The organism is Burkholderia sp. Bp9099 (assembly GCF_003857805.1).
Classification (GTDB): Bacteria; Pseudomonadota; Gammaproteobacteria; order Burkholderiales; family Burkholderiaceae; genus Burkholderia.
The window spans coordinates 61531-87459 of the sequence record NZ_QTPU01000029.1; the positions used below are offsets into that span (position 1 = coordinate 61531).

Below are 25929 nucleotides of genomic sequence, written 5' to 3' on the forward strand. Positions count from 1 at the left end.
GTTGATCGCGGCCCGGTCAGGCCGCGGCGTCTTTGCTAAAATTCAAACCATGTCAAAGCCTTCCGATCGCATCAATCTCACCAACCAGTTCCTGATCGCCATGCCGAACATGGCGGATCCGACGTTTTCAGGAACGGTGGTCTATCTTTGCGATCACAGCGAGCGCGGTGCGCTCGGCCTCGTCATCAATCGGCCCACCGACATCGACCTCGAATCGCTGTTCAGCCGCATCGACCTGAAGCTCGACATCGAGCCGCTGCTGCACATTCCCGTGTACTTCGGCGGCCCGGTCCAGACCGAGCGCGGCTTCGTGCTGCACGAGCCGGTCGAGGGCGCGAACTACAACTCGTCCATGTCGGTCGAGGGCGGGCTCGAGATGACGACGTCGAAGGACGTGCTCGAGGCGGTCGCGACGGGCACCGGCCCGAAGCGCTTCCTGCTGACGCTCGGCCATGCCGGGTGGGGCGCCGGGCAGCTCGAGGAAGAAATTTCCCGCAACGGCTGGCTGACGGTCGCCGCCGATCCGCGCATCGTGTTCGACACGCCGGCCGAGGAGCGTTTCGAAGCCGCACTTGGCCTGCTCGGCGTCAGCTCGTCGATGCTGTCCGGCGAAGCAGGGCACGCATGAGCGGCGCGAGCGCGCGCGATGCGACGCTCCTGGCGTTCGATTACGGCGAGAAGCGGATCGGCGTCGCGATCGGCAATGCGCTGACGCGCTCGGCCCGCGCCCTCGTCGTGATTCCCAACCTGAACCGCGAGCACCGCTTCAAGGCGGTCGGCGAACTGCTGGCCGAATGGCGGCCGGACGCGCTCGTCGTCGGCCTGCCGATGCATCCGGACGGCACGCCGCACGACATGACGCAGCAGGCGAAGCGTTTCGGCAACCAGCTGAACGGCCGCTTCGGGCTGCCCGTCACGTGGGTCGACGAACGCTATTCGTCGGTCGAGGCCGAGGCCGGGCTGCGCGAGCGCAACGTGCGCGGGCGCGCACGCGCCGAGATACTCGATGCCGAGGCCGCGCGCGTGATCCTTCAACAGTATCTCGATCAATTGTCCGACCATGAGCACCATTGATGCCGACGCGCTCTACTGCGTCCTGCTCGACCAGATCCGCGACGCATACGGCACGGCCTTCGCCGAGCCGGGCGGCCCGCGGCTCGCCGGCATTCACAGCGGCGGCGCCTGGCTCGCCGAGCGCCTCGCGCGCGATCTCGGCGCGCCGGGATTCGGCGTCGTGAACGTCGCGCTGCATCGCGACGACTACGCGAAGAAGGGGCTGCACAGCCAGGCGAGCCCCACGTCGCTGCCGTTCGAGGTCGACGGCGCGCGCATCGTGCTCGTCGACGACGTGCTGTACACCGGCCGCACCGTGCGCGCCGCGCTCAACGAACTGTTCGACTACGGCCGTCCGGCCGCGGTCGAGCTTGCGGTGCTCGCCGATCGCGGCGGCCGCGAACTGCCGGTCGCCGCGCGTTTCGCGGGCGGCACCCTCGACGTGCCGGCCGATGCGACGCTCGTGCTCGCGCGCGACGAAGCCGCGCAGCTCACGCTGCGCATCGAGGCCCACGGCGCCTGAGCGAACCGCGCAACCGTATCCCGGGCCGCCGGTTCGTACCGCGGCCCGTTTGCATAGTTGGAATCACGCACACCATGACCACCGACACCACTGGCCGCACCGGCAATCCCGCCGCGGCCGCGAGCCCCGAGCGGTTCCGCTACGGTTTCCTGAAGGGCAACCCGCAGCTCACGAAAAACGGCGAGTTGAAACACCTGCTGTCGATCGAGGGCCTGCCGCGCTCGATCGTCAACCACATCCTCGACACGGCCGAGCAGTTCGTCAGCGTGACGGACCGCGAGGTGAAGAAGGTGCCGCTCCTGCGCGGCAAGTCGGTATTCAACCTGTTCTTCGAGAACTCGACGCGCACGCGCACGACCTTCGAGATCGCCGCGACGCGCCTGTCGGCCGACGTGCTGAACCTGAACATCAACGCGTCGTCGACGAGCAAGGGCGAGTCGCTGCTCGACACGATCAACAACCTGTCGGCGATGCATGCCGACCTGTTCGTCGTGCGCCATGCGTCGAGCGGCGCGCCGTACCTGATCGCCGAGCACTGCGCGCCGCACGTGCACGTGATCAACGCGGGCGACGGCCGGCACGCGCACCCGACGCAGGGCCTGCTCGACATGTACACGATCCGTCACTACAAGCGCGACTTCACGAAGCTGCGCGTGGCGATCGTCGGCGACATCCTGCATTCGCGCGTCGCGCGCTCGGACATCCACGCACTCACCACGCTCGGCGTGCCGGAAGTGCGCGCGATCGGCCCGCGCACGCTGCTGCCGGGCGGCCTCGAGCAGATGGGCGTGAAGGTGTTCCACAACCTCGACGAAGGCCTGAAGGGCGTCGACGTGATCATCATGCTGCGCCTGCAGAACGAGCGGATGAGCGGCGCGCTGCTGCCGTCCGCGCAGGAATATTTCAAGACGTGGGGCCTGACGCCCGAGCGCCTCGCGCTCGCCGCACCCGACGCGATCGTGATGCACCCGGGCCCGATGAACCGCGGCGTCGAGATCGACTCGCAGGTCGCCGACGGCCCGCAGTCGGTGATCCTCAACCAGGTCACGTTCGGTATCGCCGTGCGGATGGCGGTGATGGGCATCGTCGCCGGCAACAGCGACTGAGCCCGCTTTCGCGCATCCTTATTCACGCAATCAACGCATTTACAGACAGCGCATGAAGATTCATATCAAAGGCGGCACGCTGATCGACCCGGTCGCCGGCACCGAGCGGCAGGCCGACGTATTCGTCGCGGACGGCAAGATCGCCGCGCTCGCGGCAGCAGGTACGGCGCCGGCCGGTTTCGACGCGGACAAGACGATCGACGCGTCGGGCCTGATCGTCGCGCCCGGTCTCGTCGACCTGTGCGCGCGGCTGCGCGAGCCCGGCTACGAGCACAAGGCGACGCTCGCGTCCGAGATGGCCGCGGCCGTCGCGGGCGGCGTGACGACCCTCGTGTGCCCGCCGGACACCGACCCCGTGCTCGACGAGCCGGGCCTCGTCGAGATGCTCAAGTTCCGTGCCCGCAACCTGCGCCAGGCGAACGTCCATCCGCTCGGCGCGCTCACCGTCGGCCTCAAGGGCGAAGTGATCACCGAGATGGTCGCGCTGACCGAATCGGGCTGCGTCGGCTTCACGCATGCGAACGTGCCGGTGCGCGACACGCAGGTGCTGCTGCGCGCGCTGCAATACGCGAGCACCTACGGCTACACGACGTGGCTGCGGCCGCTCGACGCGTTCATCGGCCGCGGCGGCGTCGCCGCGAGCGGCGCGCTCGCGTCGCGGCTCGGGCTGTCCGGCGTGCCGGTCGCGGCAGAGACGATCGCGCTGCACACGATCTTCGAACTGATGCGCGTGACGGGCGCGCGCGTGCACCTTGCGCGCCTGTCGTCCGCGGCCGGCCTTGCGCTCGTGCGCGCGGCGAAGGCCGAGGGGCTGCCCGTGACGTGCGACGTCGGCGTGAACCACCTGCACCTGATCGACGTCGACATCGGCTACTTCGATTCGCAGTTCCGGCTCGATCCGCCGCTGCGCGGCGAGCGCGATCGCGAAGCGATCCGCGCGGCGCTCGCCGACGGCACGATCGATGCGATCTGTTCCGATCACACGCCGGTAGACGACGACGAGAAGCTGCTGCCGTTCGCCGAAGCGACGCCGGGCGCGACGGGGCTCGAACTGCTGCTGTCGCTCACGGTGAAGTGGGCCGATGAAACGAACACGCCGCTCGCGCAGGCGCTGCGCCGCATCACGGCCGCGCCGGCCGACGTGCTGCAGTTGCCGGCAGGCCGCCTGGCCGAAGGCGGCGCGGCCGACCTGTGCGTGTTCGACCCGCGCGCGCACTGGCGCGTCGAGCCGCGCGTGCTGAAGAGCCAGGGCCACAACTCGCCGTTCCTCGGCTACGAACTGCCGGCCTGCGTGCGTGCGACGCTCGTGGCGGGGCAGGTCGCGTTCGAGCGTCACTGAACCCAGCCGGATCTTCGCCATGACCGCTCTTCGCAAGCTGCGTCTCGTCTTTCACCTGCTGCGCGGTATGGCGATCGTCGCGCTGCGCTTTTCGCATGTCGGCCCCGCGCGGCGCCTCGAACTCACGCGCCGCTGGTCGCTCAAGCTGCTGCGGATCTGCGGGATGCGCCTCGTCGTCCACAACGACGGGGCGCGTCTCGACGCGGGGGCGCTCGTCGTCGGCAACCACGTGTCGTGGCTGGACATCTACACCGTCAACGCGTGGCGGCCGACGCCGTTCGTGTCGAAGGCCGAGGTGCGGCAATGGCCGGTGGTCGGCTGGCTGGCGGAGAAGCTCGACACCGTGTTCCTGCAGCGCGAGAAGCGCACCGAGGCGATGCGGGTCATGCACGAGATGGCCGACCGGTTGCGCAACGGCGGTGTGATGTGTGTGTTTCCGGAGGGCACGACGTCGGACGGGCAGGCGCTGCTGCCGTTCCACGCGAACCTGTTTCAGGCCGCGGTGTCGGCCGGCTGCGCGGTGCAGCCGATCTGCCTCATGTACGAGGACGCGCAGCGGCGGCAGTCGGTCGCGCCGGCCTATACGGGCGAACTGTCGCTCGGGACGTCGCTCGACATGGTGCTGCGCGGCGGCCCGCTCGTCGCGCATCTCTACGTGTGCGAGCCAATCGCGCCGGGCGGTGATCGGCGCACGACGTCGGCGGCGGCCCGCGATGCGATCGCCGCCGCGCTGGCGACGTTGCAGGAGAAGGTCGGCAAGCCGTCGGCCGAGTCGCTCGCGGAGCTGCAGAAGCATGCATATCCGGCGACCGAGCTCGGTGGCGGTGCGGCGGGTGAGGCGGCGGCCGAGGAGCCGGTGCCGGGGCGGGAGGGGTGATGCTTCATTCCGCCCGCACGCCGCGCGTGCGGGTCATTCGCCGCCCGGCGTGCGGCACGCGTCGCACTGCACCTGCGTGACCGTACGCTGTGCCGGGTCGGCCGTCAGTCGCACGGCCGACAGCTGATTTCCCCATACGCACCCCGAATCGAGCGCGACGACGTTGTCGCGCAGCATCAGGCCGAGCGCGGCCCAGTGCCCGAACACGACCGTTACGTTTTCGGTGCGGCGCGCCGGTACGTCGAACCACGGCAGGTAGCCCGGTGGCGCGCTGTCGGGGCCGCCGTTCGCCTTGAACTCCATCGCGCCATCGGGCGTGCAGAACCGCAAGCGCGTGAACGCGTTGAACGCGACGCGCATCCGGTCGCGTTTTTTCAGGTTCGGACTCCATTGATTCGGTTCGTTGCCGTACAGGCCTTGAAGCGTGTCGCGCCAGTCGGGGGCGCGCAGTGCGCGCTGGAGTTCGTCCGCGAGTTCGAGCGCGAGCGATGTGTCCCATTGCGGCAGTACGCCCGCGTGCACGAGCAGCATGTCGTTTTCGAAGTGCGCGAACGGGCGGTGGCGGACCCAGTCCAGCAGCGCGTCGGCGTCGGGTGCGTCGAGGATTTCGCCGATCGTGTCGCCCGGGCGTTCGGTGCGGATGCCGGCTGACACCGCGAGCAGATGGAGGTCGTGGTTGCCGAGCACGACGGTCGCGCGCGGGCCGAGGTCGACCAGCGCGCGCAGCGCGGCGAGGGAGTCGGGGCCGCGGTTGACGATGTCGCCGGCGATCCATAGCGGGGTGTCGGCGGGGGCTGAAAGCTTTTCGGACAGCGACTGGAAAGCTGAATGACAGCCTTGGATGTCGCCGATGGCGATGGGGGGGCGGGTCATGAGAGGCAGTTGTTACAGGTCTTGACACTGGATGGGAAAAGGCGCACTGCGGAAGCGCGCCCATGCACAATATTGTGCCAGTTTAACGTATTGATTTAAAACATAATTTCATGCGTTCTGCCGATGCGGACCACTGTTTCAAGTTGTTAGCAGCGTGGCTTTTGCGGAGGCTTGCTTCCTATAATTGCGGCTTCCTCGACAGAATTAGCATTTCATGACTTTGACGGTCACGGTGAGAAGTTAGAATTCCCGCCTTGAGCGACGCGTACATCGATGCCGTCGCTGTTCGAAATGATGGCGGCTCGTACTTGAGGCCTGCCGTGTATGACTAGAGGGAGCCTCATGATCCTGGTGACGGGGGGCGCGGGTTTTATCGGCGCCAATTTTGTACTCGACTGGCTGCGTCAATCCGACGAGGCCGTGCTCAATGTCGACAAGTTGACCTACGCCGGCAATCGTCGCACGCTGCAGTCGCTGGACGGGAACCCGGAACACGTGTTCGTACGGGCCGATATTTGCGACCGGGCAGCACTCGATGCGCTGTTCGCGCACCACAAGCCTCGCGCAGTCCTGCATTTCGCTGCGGAAAGCCACGTCGATCGCTCGATTCACGGGCCGGCGGATTTTGTTCAGACCAATGTGGTGGGCACGTTCACGCTGCTCGAAGCCGCACGGACATACTGGAACGGCCTCGGCGAAGCGGACAAATTGGCCTTTCGTTTTCTGCACGTATCGACGGATGAAGTGTTCGGCTCGTTGTCGGCGACTGATCCGCAGTTCTCGGAAACCACGCCGTATGCGCCGAACAGTCCTTATTCGGCGACCAAGGCCGGCTCCGATCATCTTGTGCGCGCCTATCATCATACGTACGGCCTGCCCACGCTCACCACGAACTGCTCGAACAATTACGGCCCGTACCAGTTCCCCGAGAAACTCATTCCGCTGATGATTGCCAATGCGCTCGCCGGCAAGCCGCTGCCCGTCTACGGCGACGGGCAGAACGTGCGCGACTGGCTGTATGTCGGCGACCACTGCAGCGCGATTCGTGAAGTGCTCGCGCGCGGCGAGCCCGGCGAGACGTACAACGTCGGCGGCTGGAACGAGAAGAAGAACCTCGAGGTCGTGCATACGCTGTGCGATTTGCTCGATCAGGCGCGTCCGAAGGCAACCGGTTCGTACCGTGATCAGATCACCTACGTGACGGACCGTCCCGGCCATGATCGTCGTTATGCGATCGATGCGCGCAAGCTCGAGCGCGATCTCGGCTGGAAGCCCGCCGAGACGTTCGAGACCGGTCTCGCGAAGACGGTGCGCTGGTATCTCGACAACCAGGTATGGGTCGACGAGGTGGCCTCGGGCGAATACCTCAAGTGGGTTGAAACCAACTACGCGGAACGCGCGTAAGGGGAACGGACATGGCGCGCAAGGGCATCATTCTCGCCGGCGGTTCCGGCACGCGACTGTATCCGGTCACGCACGTCGTATCGAAGCAGCTCCTGCCGGTGTACGACAAGCCGATGATTTACTACCCGCTTTCGACACTGATGGTCGCGGGCATCCGCGATGTGCTGATCATCTCGACCCCGCAGGATACGCCGCGCTTCGAAGCCATGCTCGGCGACGGCAGCCAGTGGGGGATGAACATCCAGTATGCGGTGCAGCCGTCACCGGACGGCCTTGCGCAGGCTTTCATCATCGGCCGGGATTTCGTCGGTAACGATCCTTCGGCGCTCATCCTCGGCGACAACATCTTTTACGGGCACGATCTCGCGAAGCAACTCGAGCGCGCATATGCGGCCGAGGCCGGGGCTACGGTGTTTGCCTACCACGTGCACGATCCCGAGCGTTATGGCGTCGTCGAATTCGATGCGTCGTTCCGTGCATTGTCGATCGAGGAGAAGCCCGCGAAACCGCGTTCGAACTACGCGGTCACGGGGCTGTATTTCTACGACAACCGCGTGTGCGACATCGCCGCCGACATCAAGCCGTCGGCGCGCGGCGAGCTGGAAATTACCGACATCAACTCGCGATATCTCGCGGATGGTGCGCTGAACGTCGAAATCATGGGGCGCGGTTACGCATGGCTCGACACGGGTACCCACGATTCGCTGATCGAAGCGGCAAGCTTCATCGCGACATTGCAGAAGCGGCAGGGACTGGTCGTTGCATGCCCTGAAGAGATTGCGTACCGCAGGCACTGGATCGACGCGGAGCAGGTGCTGAAGCTGGCGCAACCGCTGTCGAAGAACGCTTACGGGCAGTACCTCAGGAACCTTCTCACGAATCAGGTCGCATGGCTATCCAGGTAACGGCAACGGCGCTGCCCGAAGTCAAGATCATCGAACCGAAGGTGTTCGGCGACGCGCGAGGGTATTTCTACGAGAGCTTCAACGAGCGCGAATTCGCGGAGCAGATCGGGCCACGCATCGAGTTCGTTCAAGACAATCATTCGCGTTCGACGAAGGGCGTGTTGCGCGGGCTTCACTATCAGATCGAGCACGCGCAAGGGAAGCTTGTGCGTGTGGTGGAAGGTAAGGTATTCGATGTCGCGGTCGATATCCGGCGCAGTTCGTCGAACTTCGGCAAGTGGGTTGGCGTGATGCTGTCGGCGGACAACCATCGCCAGCTTTGGGTGCCGCCCGGCTTCGCGCACGGCTTCGTTGTGCTATCGGCGGCAGCGCAGTTCCTTTACAAGACGACTGATTACTGGTTCGCCGAGCACGAGCGCTGCATTGTATGGAACGATGCGGAGATCGGCATCGAGTGGCCCATCGATGGCGAGCCGCTACTGGCAGCGAAAGATGCGGCGGGCAAATGTCTGAGCGAGGCCGAAGTCTATGCGTGAGGGCCACATGCGTCCTGCCCCGACCATTCTCGTGACGGGTGTCAACGGGCAAGTGGGATTCGAACTATTGCGTACGCTGCAGGGGCTCGGCCATGTGGTGGCGTGCGACCGGACGATGCTCGATTTGTCGGATCTGGATCAGGTGCGGGCCGTGGTGCGTGACCTGAAGCCGGCGGTCATCGTGAATCCTGCGGCTTATACCGCCGTGGACCAGGCCGAAACGGCCATCGATGCCGCACGGCGCCTGAATACCGATGTGCCGCGCGTGCTTGCGCAGGAAGCGTTGCGGCTCAACGCGTTGCTCGTTCATTACTCGACCGACTATGTGTTCGACGGCACGAAGGAAGGGGTCTATGTCGAAACGGACGAGACCAATCCGCAGAATGTGTACGGCCTGACCAAGCTTGACGGCGAGCGGGCCATTGCAGCGACGGGTTGCGATCACTTGATATTGCGTACGAGTTGGGTCTACGGGCGTCGAGGCAAGAACTTCCTGCTCACGATGCTCAAGCTTGCTGCCGAGCGATCCGAACTGCGGGTTGTGGTCGATCAACTCGGGGCGCCGACCTGGTCGAATTCGATTGCCGCTGCAACCGCACATATTCTGGCGCAGTGCCTGGCACCGAATGCCGGTAACGTTCGAGCGCCACAATCGGGTGTCTATCATCTTGCTGCCGGCGGGGAGACATCATGGCATGGCTTTGCGCAGGAAATTTTCCGACTGGCGCTGGGCGACAAGGCGCCGCGAGTGTTGCCGATCGCCGCGAGCGAATACCCGACGCCGGCGCGGCGCCCCGCAAACTCGCGCATGTCCGGGGCGAAACTGGCCGGTACGTTCGGCATACGGATGCCGGCATGGAATGAGGCGCTCCGACTATGTCTGGATTCCTGAATGGATGGCGATCTGGTTGCGGTTGGGCAAAGCGACCGTTGCGATAAACTAATCGGCTCCGTGTGCGTTGCCCTGTCGGTCCGCCGGCGAGTGCGCCGCAATTGCGTGCGGATGTCTCGAGGTCGGATGCGTCGGCATTGTCGATGGGAGACAATGCCCGGCGAATCGATTCAATGAATGGTGCTGTAGCGATGGACTCAACGTCACAAAATTTTGCTTCCGGCGAGCCTGCTCAGTCGGCCGATGCTCTCGCGGTGCTGCAGACTCGCATAGAGGAGCTCGAGGCCGAGCTTGTCCAGGCGCGGGCGCTGGCTCGTGAGGCAACGATGCGTGCGCGGCGGAACAGTTATCAGGCATCCGCAGCGCAGGCGCATGCAGATGCGGCAGAGCGCCAACTGAGTTCGGTTCTGTCCAGTTCGTCCTGGCGCATCACCGCTCCGGTTCGCGTTGTGGCGCATGTCGCGAAATCTGCAATCCGGTTCGCGCGTGATCCATCGTGGTCGGTATTGAAGCGGCGCAGCATCTCGCTGCTTCGCGAAGCAGCGCGCCGGAGCGCATTGGCGCGGGCGGTGGTGTTTTGGGTGCGCGATCGCCATCCGCGACTTTGGGCGCGACTTGCGCCGCTGGCGGCTCCTCGCTTTGCCGGGGCGCAGTCCATCTCGGTTACACGCTGGAAGGAAGGGAGCGTGTCTCGCCGGAACTACGCTGAACTGGTTGCCGCACGGGCGCCGCAATGTGATCGAGCCACCATCGATGGTTTTCTCGACGCAAGCATGAGAGGCGTCGACTCCCGAAAGCTTGCCGGACGCCTTGCCGAAATCTGTGCCGCTACCATGCCGGGCCGCGATAGCGGAACGGCTGCGCCTTGACTGCGACGAAATCAGGTAGCAGTTCTTACATCATGCACAACGGAGTAACACGCGCAGTGGGTTCATCAAACACCGTATCGGGAATCATGGCCGACATCGAGGGTAAGTCATTCCCTGCGCAGTCACGGCGAACGGGCGCCATCCATCAGTTTCATTCCGGAAGTGCCGTTGCGGATGCCGTGACCAATAGTATGTTCATGATCCAGGCGCTGCTGCGCGAGCTGGGTTTCGAATCCGATATCTTTGCCGAACACGTCGCGCCGGAACTGACGGGCAGTATCCGCTATTTCAGGGAGTACGCCGAGTCCAAAGAAGACGTAATGTTGTTGCATCATTCGATGGGACATGATCAGGACGAGTGGGTCATGAATCTGTCGTGCACGACGATTCTGATCTATCACAACATTACGCCCGAATCGTTTTTCGACGAGCGTTCTCCTTTCAGACATTATTCGGCCAAGGGCCGTGCCCAACTCGATGCGTTTCGTGAGCACTTCGCGGCAGCAATCGCGGTGTCCGATCTCAATGCGCGAGAGCTGACCGAACGCGGCTACGAAAAGGTTACGACGATTCCGCTCCTGATCGATGCGGCAAAGATTCGCTCGGCAGAATGGAACGATGTGCTCGTTCAGGAGCAGTCACAGGTGATGACGGTCTTGTTCGTCGGCCGCATCTCGCCGAACAAGGCGCATCGGGATCTCGTCGAAGCAGCGGCCCAACTGCGGGCAATGATGCCCCGGCCGTTCCAGTTCGTGTTTGTCGGGGGGTACGGAGAAGAGGAGCCTTACTATCTCGAACTGCGGCAACTGATCGACGAGCTCGAATTGGGCGAGATCGTTCGGTTTGCGGGGAAGGTTCCTGATGCGGATCTTTATGGCTGGTACCGGGCGGCAAGTGCGTTTCTGTGTCTCAGCGATCATGAGGGGTTTGGTGTTCCGCTAATCGAGGCGATGACTTTCGACGTACCGGTGATCGCGTATGCGAGTAGCAATATCGAGTCGACGCTTGGCGGCGCCGGGCTGCTCATTCACGACAAGCACCCGCAAGCCGTCGCCGCGCTTTTGCGCGCCGTATCCGAAGACCGCGCGCTGCGTCGCGCGATAGTTGTCGAGCAGCGCAAGCGGGTTCGACAATTTGAGCGTCCCGCGCTGCTGGAGCAGTTGCAGCAGTTCCTGCGCCAGCACGGTGTCGAGATTCCGCAGCCGATCGACACGTACCCTCGTACCGATGGGGAGCGTCCACCACGCTATCAAGTCGAGGGGCCGTTCGAGACGTCATACAGTCTCGCACTGACCAATCGAGAACTGGCTTTCGCACTGGACCGTGCAAATCCGGGTGAAGTCGGCTTGTTTGCGACTGAGGGGCCGGGCGACTATGCGCCAGACGTTCGAAAAATCAGCGCGATCCGCGGGCTTCCCGAGCTCGCGGCGCGTGGCAGCAAGCGCAGTGGTGCGGACGTTGTGGTCCGCGACCTCTATCCGCCGCGCGTTCACGACATGGACGGACTGTACAATTTCCTGCATTTCGCATGGGAAGAGTCGGAACTGCCTGCTGCCTGGGTCGGTGCATTCAACGAGCATCTCGATGGAGTGGCCGCGATATCGACGTTCGTCGCAAAGGTCATGCGAGACAATGGCTATGCAGGGCTGATTGCTTCTGTCGGCAATGGCGTCGATCATGTCGCCCGAGCCGAGCGGCTCGAATATCGCGGCCCGCTCGGAAAGGGCTTTCGTTTTCTGCACATATCATCCTGCTTTCCGCGCAAGAGTGTCGACGTGTTGCTCGACGCGTTCGCGAAGGCCTTCACCACGCGCGACGATGTATCGCTGACTATCAAGACGTTTCCCAATCCTCACAATAAGGTTTCTGCCCAGATCCAGGCTTTGCGCCGGCGCTACCCCGACTGTCCGGAGATTGTCCTCGTCGAGGAAGACCTGAACGCTGGCGAGATCGTGGACCTTTACCAACGGTGCCACGCATTCGTGGCGCCGTCTCGCGGGGAGGGTTTTGGGTTGCCCATGGGCGAGGCGATGTGGTTCGGTCTACCCGTTATCACCACGGCGTTTGGTGGCCAGGCCGACTTCTGTACGGCCGAGACCGCGTGGCTTGTCGACTTTACGTTCGAGCGCGCCAAGACGCACCTTGGGTTGTTCGACTCCGTCTGGGCGGAACCCAACGTCGACAGTCTTGTCGCTCAACTGAAAGCGGTGCGTGAAGCGACGGCTGAAACACGTGCCGAAAAGGCGGAGCGCGGTCGTGCATTGCTCGAGTCGCGTTTCACGTGGGACCGTTGTGCCGAGCGACTGATGGCGCTGGAAGCGTCGGTCCGGCGTCTGGAGCCTGGGTCCGCTCGGCGAATGCGGCTCGCATGGATTTCGTCGTGGAACACGAAATGCGGAATCGCGACCTATTCATCATTCCTGGTCGGTGGTCTCGATCCGGCATGGTTCGATGTCAGGATTCTCGCCTCGCGCGATCCCGCCGTCGTCATCGAGGACGGTCCGGGAGTGACGCGCTGCTGGACGGATCAGCGTGGCCGCATCGACGACTTGCTGGCAGAACTCGATCGATGCCGGCCGGACGCGATCATGTTGCAGCACAACTTCGGCTTCTTCAGCATGCCTTCGACGTCTCGAATCGTCGAGTATGCGAACGCACACGACATTCCGATCGTGATTACCTTTCACTCGACGAAGGATGTCGATACGCCGGACTATCAGGCATCGCTGTCGGAAATCGCTGGCGCGCTGCGTGGTGCCGACCGCTTGCTCGTGCATAGTATCGACGACCTGAATCGGCTGCGGATGTTGGGCCTCGTTGATAACGCGACGCTGTTTCCGCATGGCGTGCATGCACGCGAGTCGTCCGACCGGCTTGCGTGCCGGACGGCGTTGAACATTCCCGCCGATGCTCCGGTAATTGCAACGTATGGATTCCTGCTTCCGCACAAAGGCCTGGAGGAGATCATCGAAGCGTTCTCGATGATGTCAAAAGAGCTGCCGCAGGCGCGTCTGTTAATGGTCAACGCGCTGTATCCGGTTCGCGATTCGGAGTTGACGGCGGAACGATGCAGCAATCTGATCAAGACGCTCAATCTCGAAGGCCGTGTGCAGATGATTACCGACTTCCTGCCCGATCGCGAGAGCTTCGCGTATCTGGATGCGGCCGACCTCGTCGTGTTTGCATATCAGGATACGGCCGAATCGGCGAGCGGTGCCGTGCGGTACGGACTGGCTGCCAATCGGCCGGTGGCCTGCACACCGATACCGATCTTTGACGATCTCGGCGACCTCGTACATCGGTTCTCGGGCACCGATGCGCGCGCGATTTCCGCTGATCTGGCTACGCTGCTCGGCGATTCCTCGCTGCTGCGAAGCAAGGCCGGTGCTCAGGCGGCGTGGATCCAAGCCCGGTCGTGGGACGAGATGTCGGCGCGGCTCGGCGGGATTGTCCGCGGGCTCGTCGCCGAGCGGTCGTCTGTCAGCCGAGGTGGCTGATAAAATGATGAGTTTGCCAAGCGGGAGCCGGGCAAGGGACGCGTGTCACCGCTGTTGATCGCCATCTCCGTCGGCCCCGTGCAAAAGGGCTAAAAGGCGCCTGAGTTCGTCGCGCAACACGTTCGCGAGGCGCGTGTCATTCGAGTCCGCCTTCGAAGGGACTCTAATTAATTGGGTATCGAAAACCGATGCAGGACAAAGCACATCACTCCGTCGGGAGTTCACTGAGGTTGGCGTGGATGCTTGCGAAGCGAGATCTGAAGAATCGCTACGCCAGCTCGTACGCGGGTACGGCATGGAACGTCGGCGTACCGCTGCTTTACTCCCTCATCAACGTGGTCGTGTTCTCGATCCTGATGCGGGGACGAATGGGGGCCCAATACGGTGACATTCCGTTTGCCCTTTTCTATTTCGTGCCATTCTCGCTGTGGACAGTATTCACCGAAGTGACGGGGCGCAGCACCGGCATCCTGCGGGAATACAGCTATCTCATCAGCAAGATCGCGTTTCCGGTCTGGGTCTTGCCGCTGATTCCACTCACGTCGGCGCTGATCAGTCAGGGCATCATTTTTGTTTTCGTAATCGGCCTGTTGATCATTAAGGGTGTCGTGCCGGGAGCCATGATCTGGATGTTTCCCATTATCTGGGCTCTCTCGCTTGCGATTTCGATCGGCTTTGCCTATGGCATCTCGGCCATTTCGGTCTATGTCCCGGACATGGTGCCGATCGTTCCGCTGTGCACGAACATCATCTTTTGGCTCACGCCGATCCTGTATCCGGCGACGATGGTGGAGGCATCGCGCATGATCTGGATGCGCAACATCGTCATGACGCTCAATCCGTTCTACTACATGGTGGAGACATCTCGGCAAGCCGTGTTTCCCGGGATTCCGTTCAATTGGGAATATGTCGGAATTCTGATCGTTGTAGCGGTGGGTGCCGTTGCGATCGGTGCATATATTTTTCGCAAGCTGAAGCCTGGCTTCGCAGACGTCCTTTAAAGGTCAAGAGTTAGTTCATGTCGACACAAGATCGCTCCAAGGTTATCGAGCTGAGCAATATCAGCAAGATCTACCGTTCGTATTCTTCGCCGCGACATCGCTTGCTCGAGTTGATGTCGGCGGGCAAGAGGCAATATTTTCGCGAAACTCGTGCGCTGGACGACGTTTCATTCTCGCTTGAGAAAGGCGACCGATTCGGTGTAGTAGGGGAAAACGGCAGCGGCAAGAGTACGCTCCTGAAGGTCCTGGCCGGCGTACTCAATCCGAGTACCGGTTTGGTCAATGTCTCCGGGCGCGTATCGGCGCTTCTCGAACTGGGCGCAGGGTTTAATCCGGAACTGTCTGGACGCGAAAACATCGTCCAGTTCTGCATGCTGCATGGCATGCTGCAAGAGCAGGCCATTGCCGCTCAGCCGGAAATCATCAGGTTCAGTGAACTGGGCGATGCAGTCGATCATCCCGTCAAGACATACAGCAGCGGGATGGCAGTGCGGCTCGGGTTTGCATGCGCAGTCTACGTGCAACCCGACATTCTGATCGTTGACGAGGCGCTGAGCGTCGGCGATGCATACTTTCAGAACAAGTGCCTGCACAAGATCCGCACGATGCTTGATGAAGGGACGACGTTCATCTACGTGACGCATGCTGCGGATTCGGTGCGTGCACTTTGCAATCGAGGCCTCTGGCTCGAGAAAGGGCGCGTTCGACTGCTCGGCAGTTCGAAGCAGGTCGGCGCCGCATACCAGAGTGAAGTGTTCAGCCGGATGGTACGAGCTGGTATCGACGTCACCGAAGTCGATGATGACGACGTCTCGGCGGATACGCAAGCCACGGCCGGCGAACCGGTGACGACGCGTACGCATGTGCGCCCCGACAAGGCCCGGACGCGCGCATTTTCATCGCGTGTCGAGCCGTTGCGTACCGGCACCGGCGAGATCCGGATTGACGATATCAGCGTCATCGATCCGGAGGGCAATGAGTGCGACACCATCGACATCGAGAAGAAGATGCGCGTTCGCGTTTTCTTTCACGTGGTATCGCCGCCTCCCGAGCGCAGTTCCCTCGCGCTTGGCATCACCGATTCATCGGGGCGACAAATCCTGCATTTCAGTTCCGCAGTACAGGACGTGTCCCCGTCGGAGGCGACACCGCATATCCAGCATATGATGGAATTCACCTTCGCGAACCCGTTGTGTCCCGGCGAGTATGGATTGATCGCGGGGGTCGGTGTGACCACGGAGCATCCCGAAAATCGAGGGCAGAGTCTCGTCACGACCGTGATTGATTACTGCGTAGGCGGCGCGCGGTTCGCAGTGCGATTCCCCGACGAAATGGTGAAGCGGGATTTGTGGGGCGTTGTGCACGTGGACTACGATGTTTCGATGCATTCGCTCGATTGAGCGATCGCGTCGTTGCCAGTCGGATATTCACATGTTTGAGCGTCTTAGGACAAAAATCCGGGAACGATTGATTGAAGCCGTGACCGATCGTGTCATCTCGCGTCTTGCTGAATCGGCGGACTTCATGGCTCAAGTTACCCGGCGCGTGGCGGCGGAGCAATCGTCAAACGCGTCGCAGTCCGTGCCATGGGAGTCAGATTCCGTCGTCGAGCGCCTCATCGAGCGGATGACGCCGGGAATCGCGCAGCGACTGGTCATGACGCCGGTCGTGTTCGGCGGTGAATGGGACCGCATCTCGCTCGGAGAGGGCGTGCAATTGGTGAACACGCTGATGAATGTGTCATCAGGGCGCATCGTCATTGGCGATCAGACGTTCTTCGGTCATAACGTCAGTTTGATTACGGGCACGCATCCGTTGACTGAGCAGATGTCCGCCCGGCACGACTATCCGCGGGAAGGGCGCGATATCGTGATTGGGAAAGGGGTTTGGATTGCATCCAACGCGATCGTCGCGGGCCCGTGTACGATCGGCGACCATGCGGTGATCGCTGCGGGCGCAGTCGTGACGTGCGACGAAGTCGAGGCGGGTTGGCTGTACGGTGGCGTTCCAGCGCGCAAGATCCGGAAGTTGATTTGAGTGTACGCACGGAGCTTCAGGGCGACCTCGATACAGCAGACCTTTCGCACTGTCGAACGGAAGCCAGGGACGGAACTTCGTGAGCACCGCGCCTAGTCGCGGCAGAGAATCATTGAGCGTATTTTGAGAGTTGATTGAATATGAAGGCTGAAATTAGAAAGGTGGTGCGAGCCGTTGCGAACTGGCCGGTAGTGGGCCGACTCGTACGCATCGTGGTCGCCGCGATACGGCTCCCTGAGTTCCGCGCCGACGTCATGCATCGTCAGGACGTTTATGAACGAGATCAGCTTCCGATGCTCTTGCGCACGTTGTCGGAGTTGAACGATCGTCAACGGTTGATCGATAACGACCAAGACAATCTCGTACGATCGGTGCCCGTTGCGTTGCGACGGCTTCATGCGGACGTCAAACAACTGAAGGCCGTACTCGAAGAGCGCAAGGCGTCGGACCATGAGGCATTGGCGAAGCAGCGCGAAAGTGCGGACGCACGCCTGCCGGAAGTCGAGGCGCTTGTACGTCGCCTGGACGAGCGCTTGGGCGGCATGGACGACTCTGTTCGATATCTGCTTGGCCGCGTCGAATTCGTTCGCCGGGAATTGATGTTCGAAATGCGCTATGGCGCTTCGTCGCCGGGCGAGAAGGAAGACACGCTGAAGGCGAAGACAGAAATCATCGCGAAGGAGAAGGTGGCCGCAGCAGCCAGCAACGGTCAGTTGCGCCTTAATCTGGGTTGCGGCCATATCGCGCTGGACGGCTATTTGAATGTCGACCGCCGAGCATTGCCGGGTGTCGATATCGTCTCGGAGGTCGACGAACTGCCATTCAAGAATGGTGAGTTGACTGAAATTTTCTCCGCGCACTTGCTTGAGCATTTTCCTCAGGAGCAGATGGCCCGCGAGTTGTTGCCATACTGGTTCGGCCTTCTGAAGCCGGGTGGCGAGTTCCACGCGGTCGTTCCCGATGCACAGGCGATGATGAAGAACTACATCGACGGTGATTACCCGTACGCGTACCTGCGCGAGGTGACGTTCGGTGGTCAGGATTACGACGGCGATTTTCACTTCAACATGTTCACCCCTGAATCCATGTCGGCCATTCTGAAGGAGGCGGGGTTTGTCGATATTTCGGTGATCCAGACTGGACGACGCAACGGGAACTGCTACGAATTTGAAATCGTGGCGAAACGTGCGATACCGGCCTGATGCAACGTCTGCGATCGAGTGCAGTCGTCACCTGCCTTCGTTCGGTCAGGCCCTCGATGGCCGTGACGAAACGAAACGGCAAGCATACCGAACCACCGAATGTGCGAACGACGCCGCTTTGTCGAGTATCACCATCAAACACTGTACCGAAATATCGAGGTAACCCATGTTGAGCTTTTCGATTGTCATAAATACGCTCAATCGTGCCGCATTGTTGCAGAAGACGTTAGAGAGTTTTCGCTGGATTCGGTACGCTGGTGACTTCGAAGTCATCGTAGTGAACGGGCCGTCGACTGATGGGTCGGCGGACGTGATTTCGTCCTGGTCGTCGTTCATCCGCGCCGGGACGTGTCCGGTCGCGAACCTGTCGGTTTCTCGAAACGTCGGCATCTGCATGGCCGAAGGTGACGTCGTTGCCTTTATCGATGACGATGCGATCCCGGAGCCGGAATGGCTCACACAACTCGCGGCAGCTTACGACTCTCCAGAAATCGGCGGTGCGGGTGGGCTCGTGTTCGATCAGACGGGTTACACATTCCAGTATGAGTACAGTACCGCCAATCGCTTGGGAAATTCGAACTGGGCCGCAAAGAAGAGTGCCGAGCATCTATGCTTTCCGGGATCCTATGAATTTCCTTACCTTCAGGGGACAAACGCATCATTTCGTCGGTCAGCCCTGATGGAGGTGGGCGGCTTCGACGAGGAGATCGAGTACTACCTCGATGAAACGGAGCTGTGCTGCCGATTGGTCGACGCCGGATACGTCATTCGTCAGTTGTCGAACGCGTACGTGCACCATAAATTTGCGCCGAGCCATGTTCGCGACGATCACAAGATCACGCGTTACCGGTATCCGGTGATCAAGAACAAGATCTATTTTTCGCTCAAGCACGCACGCAAATATCTGCCGCTGGAAGAGATCTTCGACGACAACCGGAAGTTTTCGCAAGGACACCAAAACGATATTCGCTTCCATATAGACGGCGGCCGTCTTGACAAGTCGGAACTCGACAAATTCAAGGAGGAGAATGCCCGCGCCTGGGATACCGGCGTTGAACATGGATTGAACGGGCACGCGGAACTGATCACCGCCGAAAAGAAGGCACGTGTCGCTGGCGAATTCAAGAAATTCCAGACATTCGGTGATTCGAGTCAGGACGCAATTGTGTTGATCGCGCGCGATTATCCGCCGGCGCAAGCAGGTGGAATTGCCACGTTCAACAAGGATCTTGCCGAAGGGCTCGGCTCGGAAGGCCGAATCGTTCACGTGATTACACAGAGCCCGGATTTCAATCGTGTCGATTTCGAAAATGGGGCGTGGATTCACCGTATCGTAACGAAAGAGATGGGGCGTTCCAGCGATGCCGTCGAGAGGAATATTCCCGCCCACATCTGGAACTGGTCGGCAACGGCGCTCGAGGAAGTCGAGCGCATTGCGTCGCATCGCAAGATCGGCGTGGTCGAAGCACCGATCTGGGACTGCGAGGGATGCGCATTCCTGTTCGACGGTCGTTGGCCGGTAGTGACGAGTTTGCACACGACGCTGCACTTCTGGATTCAGACGCATCCCGAGTACGCCGCCGATGCCGCGTGGATGAAGTCGTTCGGCAAGCCGATGCTCGCGCTGGAGCAGGAAATGATGACTCGCGTAAACGCGGTTCGCGCCAATAGTCGGGCGATCGTGACCGAGATCGAGGCAGCGTACGGATTCAAATTCGATCAACAGAAGACGATCGTCGTGCCGCACGGCCTTGCGGCAAATGCGCCCACGTCGAAGGGGAAGCCTACGTCAAACCCCGATGTTGTCACGCTGCTGTTTGTCGGTCGACTTGAGCCGCGCAAAGGCATTGACGTGTTATTGGAGGCGCTTCCGGATGTACTCGCAGAAACACCGAACCTGAAGGTGCGGGTGATCGGTGATGACACGCTGCCGGGTCCGACCGGACGTCCCTTCAAGGACGTTTTTCTCGATTCGGATGCCGGGCGCAAGTGGGGCGATCGTTTGTCGTTCGAGGGCCGTGTGCCGGATGAGGTGGTGCGCGCGGCTTATGCCGAATGCGACGTCTTTATCGCCCCGAGTCGATTCGAATCGTTTGGTCTCGTGTTCCTCGAGGCCATGCGCGAAGGAAAGCCTGTGATCGGATGCGCCGCGGGCGGGATGCCAGAGGTGGTTTCGCACGATGTCAACGGATTACTAGTGACACCAGGTGACGCGAAGTCGCTGGCGCAAGCAATTCGGCGGCTTGTCGACTCGTCCGAACTGCGTGAGCGTATGGGGGCTGCCGGAAAACGCCTGTTCGCGGAGCGGTTTACGGCAACGCGTATGGCATCCGAGAGTTCGGCACTTTATTCGCTTGCGATCAACAACCACCTCAATTCGGTTGCGTAATGAAAGTCTCATACGTGAACGGAATTTGCGTGAAGAACGACGCAATTTCCAACAGCATCCGTGACGAAGTACGCGCTTTGCGCAAGAGCGGTGTCGACGACGTTCGCTTGTACGCGTACGCATGCGAGTATGAAGACATTCCGTCGACGGTGGTGTCTGACGTCAGGGATATTGCGTTCGATCCGCATTTTCTGGCGAGTGATGTCGTCATCTTTCACTTCGGCATCTACTATCCGCTGTTCGATCTGTTGTCGATCGTTCCGGCGAACGCACGACGTCTGGTGGTGTTTCATAATGTCACGCCGCGGGAGTTCGTCAAACCGGAAAGTCGTGCACTGATCGACCAGTCCTTTTCGCAGATGTCGAATATTGCGTGGGCCGATCACGTCATCTGCGTGAGCGATACGAATCTCGAGGTGCTCCGCAAGGCTGGTATCAACACGCCTGCCACGGTGTTGCCACTTGCAATTCACTCGATGTCGCACCCTCCATCGAGAAAGCCGAGCGTTGTGGATAACATCGTACGCATCGCGTTCATCGGCAGGTTCGTGAAGTCGAAAGGGCCGCATGAGTTGCTGATGGCGCTCAGCAACGTATTGGCATCGAACCCGACATGCGGACTCAAAGTCGATATGGTCGGCAATCTGTTGTTTTCGGATCCTGAACTTCTGGCGCAGATCGAGACGATCATTGCCGCGCTGGTGCGACAGTATGGCCGACGCGTCGACGTTAACATTCATGGCAACGCTTCGGAAGAGCAGAAGCACGAGATCCTGCAGGATGCCGATTTGTTCGTCTTGCCGACCTATCACGAAGGATTCGGAGTACCGATTGTCGAGGCGATCTCCAACGGATGCTATGTCATCGCCTACGACAACTCCAACGTACCGTCGGTGACGAACGGCTTCGGTCGACTCGTCGACACGGGCTGCATTAACAGTCTTTCCGCAGAGCTTGCTCAAGCAGTGGAGAAAGTCACGTCGGCTGCATGGCGCGGTCAGGGTGGCGAGAGTTATGAGACGTTTGTCAGACATGCGACCCGGTATGCTGAGCAGTTTTCGCCGAGCAGGGTAGCAAGGAATTTCGTCAATCTCGTAAGCAAGATCCAATAATTCAAGGCGGCCTGCCTGTGTGGGATGCCGCTCGGGCAGTGATAAAGGCGTCCAATTTTTAAGATAACTAGCAATGGCGAGTGCGAAGACAGCCTATTTTCCATATATCGACGGCCTACGTGCATTGGCGGTATTGTCCGTCATGCTTTTCCACCTGAACGCCCATTGGCTTCCTGGTGGATTTTCCGGGGTCGATATCTTTTTCGTGATCTCCGGATTCGTCGTCAGTTCCTCGGTCGCGAATCTCGGTTCGATCTCGATCGGGCGATTTCTGCTGTTGTTCTATGCACGGCGGATGCGGCGAATTTTGCCTGCACTGATCGTCGTGTTGCTGGTAACGGGACTCGTTTCCGCATTGTTCATCCCGTCGTCGTATCTGAGTGATAAGAGCCAAAAGACCGGTCTCTATGCATTCTTCGGCCTGAGTAACTTCATTTTGGGCTCGGTCGGCAACGACTATTTTTCTCCGACCGCTGAATTCAACCCATACACGCACACTTGGTCGCTTGGCGTTGAGGAGCAGTTCTATCTGGCCTTTCCGTTTTTGTTCTGGGCTTGGCTCGCCCGAAAGAACTGGCGACATCTGTCGGTCATTCTGATTGCTGCGGCGTTCGGTGCGTCATTCGTGTGGGGGCACTGGCTCGGGCAGGCGAATCAAACGCAAGCGTTCTATTTCATTTTCGGTCGATTCTGGGAGCTGGCCGCTGGCGTTTTGCTGTACCAATGTTTCGCGCTCTCCGGGTTCATCACGAATGAATCGACTCGAGCGCCTGCTACCGCGGGCGTCAAGATAGGGGCATGGATCTCATTAGCGACGGTGATGGCCGGACTCGTGATTTCGAAGTCAGATCATTATCCGTTTCCAGGCGCGATCGTTCCAGTAATCGGCACGGTCGGCCTGCTGGGATTTTTGTATCGTCGCGAGCATGCGGGTTTCATCTCGACGGTACTTGAAAGTGGTCCGGCTCGTTTTGTGGGGCGAATTTCCTATTCGCTCTATTTGTGGCACTGGCCAGTTTACGTGGTGTTGCGCTGGACGGCGGGGCTTGAGTCGCCGCTCGCGATTGTTTGCGCCATTGTGCTGACGTTCGCGTTGGCGATGGCGTCATACCGATTCATTGAGGAACCGTTCCGACATGGATTGTCGGCAGCCCGAATTCCCCGCCTCGTCATCGTGGGATGTGGACTTTGCCTGATGATTGGTGGCGCGGGGCTGTCGTCAATGATGGCTGAAGCTCAACCTAAGTTTTCCTTGAGCACCGTGTGACTAGACACGGAGACGATTGGTATCCGTATGGAACCGACACGAGTCCCGCTTTCCCCGGTTGTCATACCGACGTCGCGCCTCAGGACGTGCAAGGCGGGCAGCTCTGGGTCTATTCGCGTAAAAACTGCGATCTGCCGGCGAGGAGTTCGCATCGGGTCTTCGTAATCGGCGACTCTCATGCGATGGCCTATTCGGGAATGTTCAAGCAATTCGTGGTGCAAACAGGTGTAACGGTTTACGCTTACAACAATGCCGGTTGTCCGTTTCTTAGTTTGCAGCCGTGGCGCGAGGACGGAAACCCGGTCTGCCATCAGTACGGCGATTCGGCGTTGAAGGATATGCTGGCGAAGCTGCAGCCTGGTGACGTGGTTTTCCTGCCCTCATTGCGTTTGCCCCGAATGATCGATCAATGGGCTTATTTTGGCGATGAGACTGCGCGCAATCAGTTGTTTGGTGACGAGGCAGTCAAAGGCCGAACTCGATCAGTCGAAGAGGCCATTCCGATACTGCAGGATATAGAGAAGCGTGGTGGCAAAGTTGTGCTGGAAGCGCCAAAGCCGATTTTCCGTATGGTTCCATATCGTTGCTCGGATTGGTTCAATCGGCACAATCCGATTTGTGAGCGCGGTCCGTTGATCAGTCGTAGTGAAATCGATGAAATGCGAGCTCCGATTCTGAAATCGTATGAGCAGATGGAAGCGAAGGTGCCGAATGTATATACTTGGGATCCGCTGCCGATGCTGTGTTCGGATAAGGCGTGTTCAGCATATGACGGCAGAAGACCCCTGTTCTTCGACGGAGACCACATTAGCGGATATGGCAACTTGCGCGTACTACCGGGCTTCGAATCGCTGATGTTGAAGTTGTTGTAATAGGTTCGAGTCGGCAAATTTGGGTCGTGCGTCACGCGTATCGCAGATATTTGCGATACGCGTGACGTGGCGGTAAAGGGCGATCGACGGAAATCATGGCCACTGTTCCGGAGCACGGAGTTCGAATCCCCCGCCTTGCTGAGATCAATGGGCTGCGCGGAATCGCCATTCTTGCGGTTGTCTGGCATCGCTTGAGTTTTGTGCTTGTGCCGACGCCGCCGCGCCTTTGGGGTACGCCTACTGAGCTGGTACTATGGAATGGTTGGATGGGCGTGAACCTATTCTTCATCCTTTCGGGTTTCGTGCTCTATTTGCCGTATGCAGCCGGTAAACGGAGCTTCACCGGGCGCGAAGATGTTGCTCAGTTCTACAGGCATCGCTTCCTTCGCCTGATGCCAATGTATTCTGGTCGTGGTGGCGACGTTCGCTCTGAGCGGACAATTCGTCAATGCAAATGAACGGGCGATCCGTGAGATCGTCCGGTGCCTGACCTTTACGTTCCCGCTTTTTCCGGATACGTACTCGCCATCTTCGAATTGGGCGCTCCGGTCCATCGGAACGGAAGTGCTGTTCAGCCTGATATTTCCACTCCTGGTCGCGATTGCAGAGCGGATCGGCTTGACGCGACTGCTTGGCTTTGCAATTGTTTTCTCATTGTGCGTCAGGCTGCTCCGGAGAATTTACTACCCGGTATTCTTCGGACCGGACTGGATCATCGACGCACTTCTCATTGGCCGACTCGATGAGTTCGTTATCGGCATGTGGCTTGCGCGCTCTTATGTGATCGGACAATGGTCGCCGCGTTCTGCCTCTTGTTGCGACGGCGTTGCTGGTTGTGGCAACTTGCGGTTTTACCGGGTGACTTCGACAAACGGATTCCGGCGGAATGGACGGCCGTCCTGAACAACGTGCTCGATATCGCGTCGGCGTTGTTTATCGTCACTGCGCTGAGCGACGGGTCGCTGCTCGCAAGGTTATTGCGTTCCCGTGTGTTGCAGGTGTTCGGCATGGGATGCTATAGCGTCTATCTCTGGCATCTGCCCGTACTGCGCGCGTTGCAGATCGATCTCGGCGGGGCGGGGGGCGATACGCATCGCCTGCTTCATTAGGGCGACGGTATTTCTTTCCGCGATGACGTATCGTTTCGTGGAGTTCAGGGCCGTCAATTCGTGGCGGCAGCTCTTTCTTGCTGAGCCGCGCGAAGACCGAATGCGCTCGATGATCAGGGGCGCAGGAGGATGAACTCAGGTAGCTATTGTGTTGATTGCAGGGTACCTGCGTGTCGGCAGATATCTCGCTTATTTGGGATCCTCGGTTCGCCATCGTTGGTTGCCGAAGAAATCGACCCAGCGCTCTAGGCCGGCGCCGAGCATTGCACGATTATCACGCCGTCCGATGTTGAGAAAATCTCTAGTAAAGCGCTCACGAATATCTCGATAAACGTCGCTCATTCGGTCGGATATTTTATCCAGGCCTCCGCTGCGGCTCAAATGGGCGCTGGTTATCTCGTGCGCGGGAGCGTTGAGATGATCGGCCATCGCCGTAAGGAACTTGGACGGCGAAGCTATTAGTGATTCGTACGTCATCCGCAGCGGTTGGATGCCGGTCTTGTCGAAATACGCGTCCCAGTTAGCTTCATGTGATAAAAGCATCATCAGCTTCGTCAGGATCGCGAAGAAGTCGTATCGAACTTCCGGCGGAGATGTGCCTGAATCACTGCCTGCCGGCATGTGCCATACACCGGTTTCGTCCGCAATGTAGAGGGATACGGCTTGCTTGATCGAATTTTCTCGCCGGATATAAACCCAGCGATGGTTGGGCAGGATGTCGTCCAGCGTTGCGTAGCCGTCAACGCTGCTTGCCAACCAGTCATCGAGGTGCGCACGATGATCGTGCATGATCTTTGAACCGAAAATACCATTGGCACTTCGATCGAGCACCAGCGTTTCAAAATTTTCTTCGAAGCGTTCCCCAGGTGTTACACCAAATGGAGACTGTTCGGAGTAGGGATACTGGAAGTACTCGGTCGGTCGTCCAATGCCGGCGCCGGTCAATGCATTGGACAAGACGGTACTGCCGCAGCGAGGGGTAAATGCGATCGTAAAGGTTCTGTGTATGCCGGCTTGTTCCAGCCGGCTCAGGAGCGTTGTTTTATCAATGCGCTGCGACATCGTT

Annotated in this window: 22 protein-coding genes and 1 pseudogene; 21 read left to right on the forward strand and 2 right to left on the reverse strand. The window is 60.2% G+C overall.

The annotated features are described in order from the left end of the window. The first annotated feature begins 49 nt into the window (after positions 1-49). From DIE17_RS29090 to DIE17_RS29115, 6 genes are all read left to right on the forward strand, one after another. Entirely contained in the window at positions 50-628 is a 579-nt protein-coding gene (locus DIE17_RS29090) for a YqgE/AlgH family protein (RefSeq protein ID WP_044846295.1), read from the forward strand. Then, a complete protein-coding gene (ruvX, locus tag DIE17_RS29095) occupies positions 625-1074 on the forward strand; it encodes a Holliday junction resolvase RuvX (protein WP_124488742.1) in 450 nt (149 codons plus the stop codon). The genes DIE17_RS29090 and ruvX overlap by 4 nt, the downstream gene beginning before the upstream one ends. Then, on the forward strand, positions 1061-1576 hold the full coding sequence (gene pyrR / locus DIE17_RS29100; RefSeq protein WP_124573019.1) for a bifunctional pyr operon transcriptional regulator/uracil phosphoribosyltransferase PyrR: 516 nt from the start codon (positions 1061-1063) through the stop codon (positions 1574-1576). Before ruvX ends, pyrR begins: the two co-directional genes overlap by 14 nt. A 74-nt stretch (positions 1577-1650) precedes the next feature. After that, a complete protein-coding gene (locus tag DIE17_RS29105; RefSeq protein WP_044846292.1) occupies positions 1651-2682 on the forward strand; it encodes an aspartate carbamoyltransferase catalytic subunit in 1032 nt (343 codons plus the stop codon). Positions 2683-2734: 52 nt separating this feature from the next. Further along, positions 2735-4021 carry a dihydroorotase gene (locus DIE17_RS29110; RefSeq protein ID WP_124573017.1) on the forward strand — a complete coding sequence of 429 codons (1287 nt, stop codon included), beginning with the start codon at positions 2735-2737 and terminating at the stop codon, positions 4019-4021. Between the two features lie 19 nt (positions 4022-4040). Continuing rightward, positions 4041-4898, forward strand: a complete 858-nt coding sequence (locus DIE17_RS29115) for a lysophospholipid acyltransferase family protein (protein WP_124488744.1) — start codon at positions 4041-4043, stop codon at positions 4896-4898. A gap of 33 nt (positions 4899-4931) precedes the next feature. Here DIE17_RS29115 and DIE17_RS29120 read toward each other — a convergent pair whose 3' ends face one another. Next, a complete protein-coding gene (locus tag DIE17_RS29120) occupies positions 4932-5771 on the reverse strand; it encodes a symmetrical bis(5'-nucleosyl)-tetraphosphatase (protein WP_124529009.1) in 840 nt (279 codons plus the stop codon). A 342-nt stretch (positions 5772-6113) separates the two neighbouring features. Between DIE17_RS29120 and rfbB the strand changes: the two genes are divergently transcribed. The 15 genes and pseudogenes from rfbB (at position 6114) to DIE17_RS29195 (ending at position 24863) form a co-directional block, all read left to right on the forward strand. Continuing rightward, on the forward strand, positions 6114-7175 hold the full coding sequence (gene rfbB / locus DIE17_RS29125; RefSeq protein ID WP_124573015.1) for a dTDP-glucose 4,6-dehydratase: 1062 nt from the start codon (positions 6114-6116) through the stop codon (positions 7173-7175). 11 nt (positions 7176-7186) lie between these two features. Beyond that, the gene (gene rfbA, locus DIE17_RS29130) at positions 7187-8080 is read left to right on the forward strand and encodes a glucose-1-phosphate thymidylyltransferase RfbA (RefSeq protein ID WP_124529013.1); all 894 of its coding nucleotides are present in this window, start codon (positions 7187-7189) and stop codon (positions 8078-8080) included. Then, the gene (rfbC, locus tag DIE17_RS29135; protein ID WP_124529015.1) at positions 8065-8616 is read left to right on the forward strand and encodes a dTDP-4-dehydrorhamnose 3,5-epimerase; all 552 of its coding nucleotides are present in this window, start codon (positions 8065-8067) and stop codon (positions 8614-8616) included. The genes rfbA and rfbC overlap by 16 nt, the downstream gene beginning before the upstream one ends. Continuing rightward, positions 8609-9508, forward strand: coding sequence for a dTDP-4-dehydrorhamnose reductase (gene rfbD / locus DIE17_RS29140; protein ID WP_124529017.1), 900 nt, complete (start codon positions 8609-8611; stop codon positions 9506-9508). Before rfbC ends, rfbD begins: the two co-directional genes overlap by 8 nt. Before the next feature lie 173 nt (positions 9509-9681). After that, complete coding sequence (locus DIE17_RS29145; protein ID WP_124646482.1) at positions 9682-10377, forward strand: hypothetical protein; 696 nt, start codon at positions 9682-9684, stop codon at positions 10375-10377. An 86-nt stretch (positions 10378-10463) separates the two neighbouring features. Further along, positions 10464-13874 (forward strand): glycosyltransferase, encoded by a 3411-nt coding sequence (locus tag DIE17_RS29150; protein WP_185500342.1) that lies wholly within the window; start codon positions 10464-10466, stop codon positions 13872-13874. A gap of 188 nt (positions 13875-14062) precedes the next feature. Further along, positions 14063-14875 carry an ABC transporter permease gene (locus DIE17_RS29155; RefSeq protein ID WP_124529023.1) on the forward strand — a complete coding sequence of 271 codons (813 nt, stop codon included), beginning with the start codon at positions 14063-14065 and terminating at the stop codon, positions 14873-14875. Between the two features lie 17 nt (positions 14876-14892). Next, positions 14893-16275 carry an ABC transporter ATP-binding protein gene (locus DIE17_RS29160; protein ID WP_124921429.1) on the forward strand — a complete coding sequence of 461 codons (1383 nt, stop codon included), beginning with the start codon at positions 14893-14895 and terminating at the stop codon, positions 16273-16275. A 31-nt stretch (positions 16276-16306) separates the two neighbouring features. Then, positions 16307-16912, forward strand: coding sequence for an acyltransferase (locus DIE17_RS29165; protein WP_185500341.1), 606 nt, complete (start codon positions 16307-16309; stop codon positions 16910-16912). 134 nt (positions 16913-17046) lie between these two features. Continuing rightward, on the forward strand, positions 17047-18114 hold the full coding sequence (locus DIE17_RS29170) for a hypothetical protein (RefSeq protein WP_124529029.1): 1068 nt from the start codon (positions 17047-17049) through the stop codon (positions 18112-18114). A 166-nt stretch (positions 18115-18280) separates the two neighbouring features. Continuing rightward, positions 18281-20503: a glycosyltransferase gene (locus tag DIE17_RS29175; RefSeq protein ID WP_124573012.1), complete on the forward strand. Its 2223-nt coding sequence runs from the start codon at positions 18281-18283 to the stop codon at positions 20501-20503. A 29-nt stretch (positions 20504-20532) separates the two neighbouring features. After that, positions 20533-21615 (forward strand): glycosyltransferase family 4 protein, encoded by a 1083-nt coding sequence (locus DIE17_RS29180; RefSeq protein ID WP_185500340.1) that lies wholly within the window; start codon positions 20533-20535, stop codon positions 21613-21615. Positions 21616-21688: 73 nt separating this feature from the next. Continuing rightward, positions 21689-23754: pseudogene (locus DIE17_RS29185) on the forward strand (acyltransferase family protein). Between the two features lie 95 nt (positions 23755-23849). Then, on the forward strand, positions 23850-24212 hold the full coding sequence (locus tag DIE17_RS29190) for an acyltransferase (RefSeq protein WP_124573010.1): 363 nt from the start codon (positions 23850-23852) through the stop codon (positions 24210-24212). Between the two features lie 333 nt (positions 24213-24545). Next, positions 24546-24863: a hypothetical protein gene (locus tag DIE17_RS29195; RefSeq protein ID WP_124573008.1), complete on the forward strand. Its 318-nt coding sequence runs from the start codon at positions 24546-24548 to the stop codon at positions 24861-24863. A gap of 189 nt (positions 24864-25052) precedes the next feature. On the opposite strand, the gene DIE17_RS29200 is transcribed toward DIE17_RS29195, so the two are convergent. Next, positions 25053-25925 (reverse strand): Stf0 family sulfotransferase, encoded by an 873-nt coding sequence (locus tag DIE17_RS29200; protein WP_124573006.1) that lies wholly within the window; start codon positions 25923-25925, stop codon positions 25053-25055. Between the last annotated feature and the right edge of the window lie 4 nt (positions 25926-25929).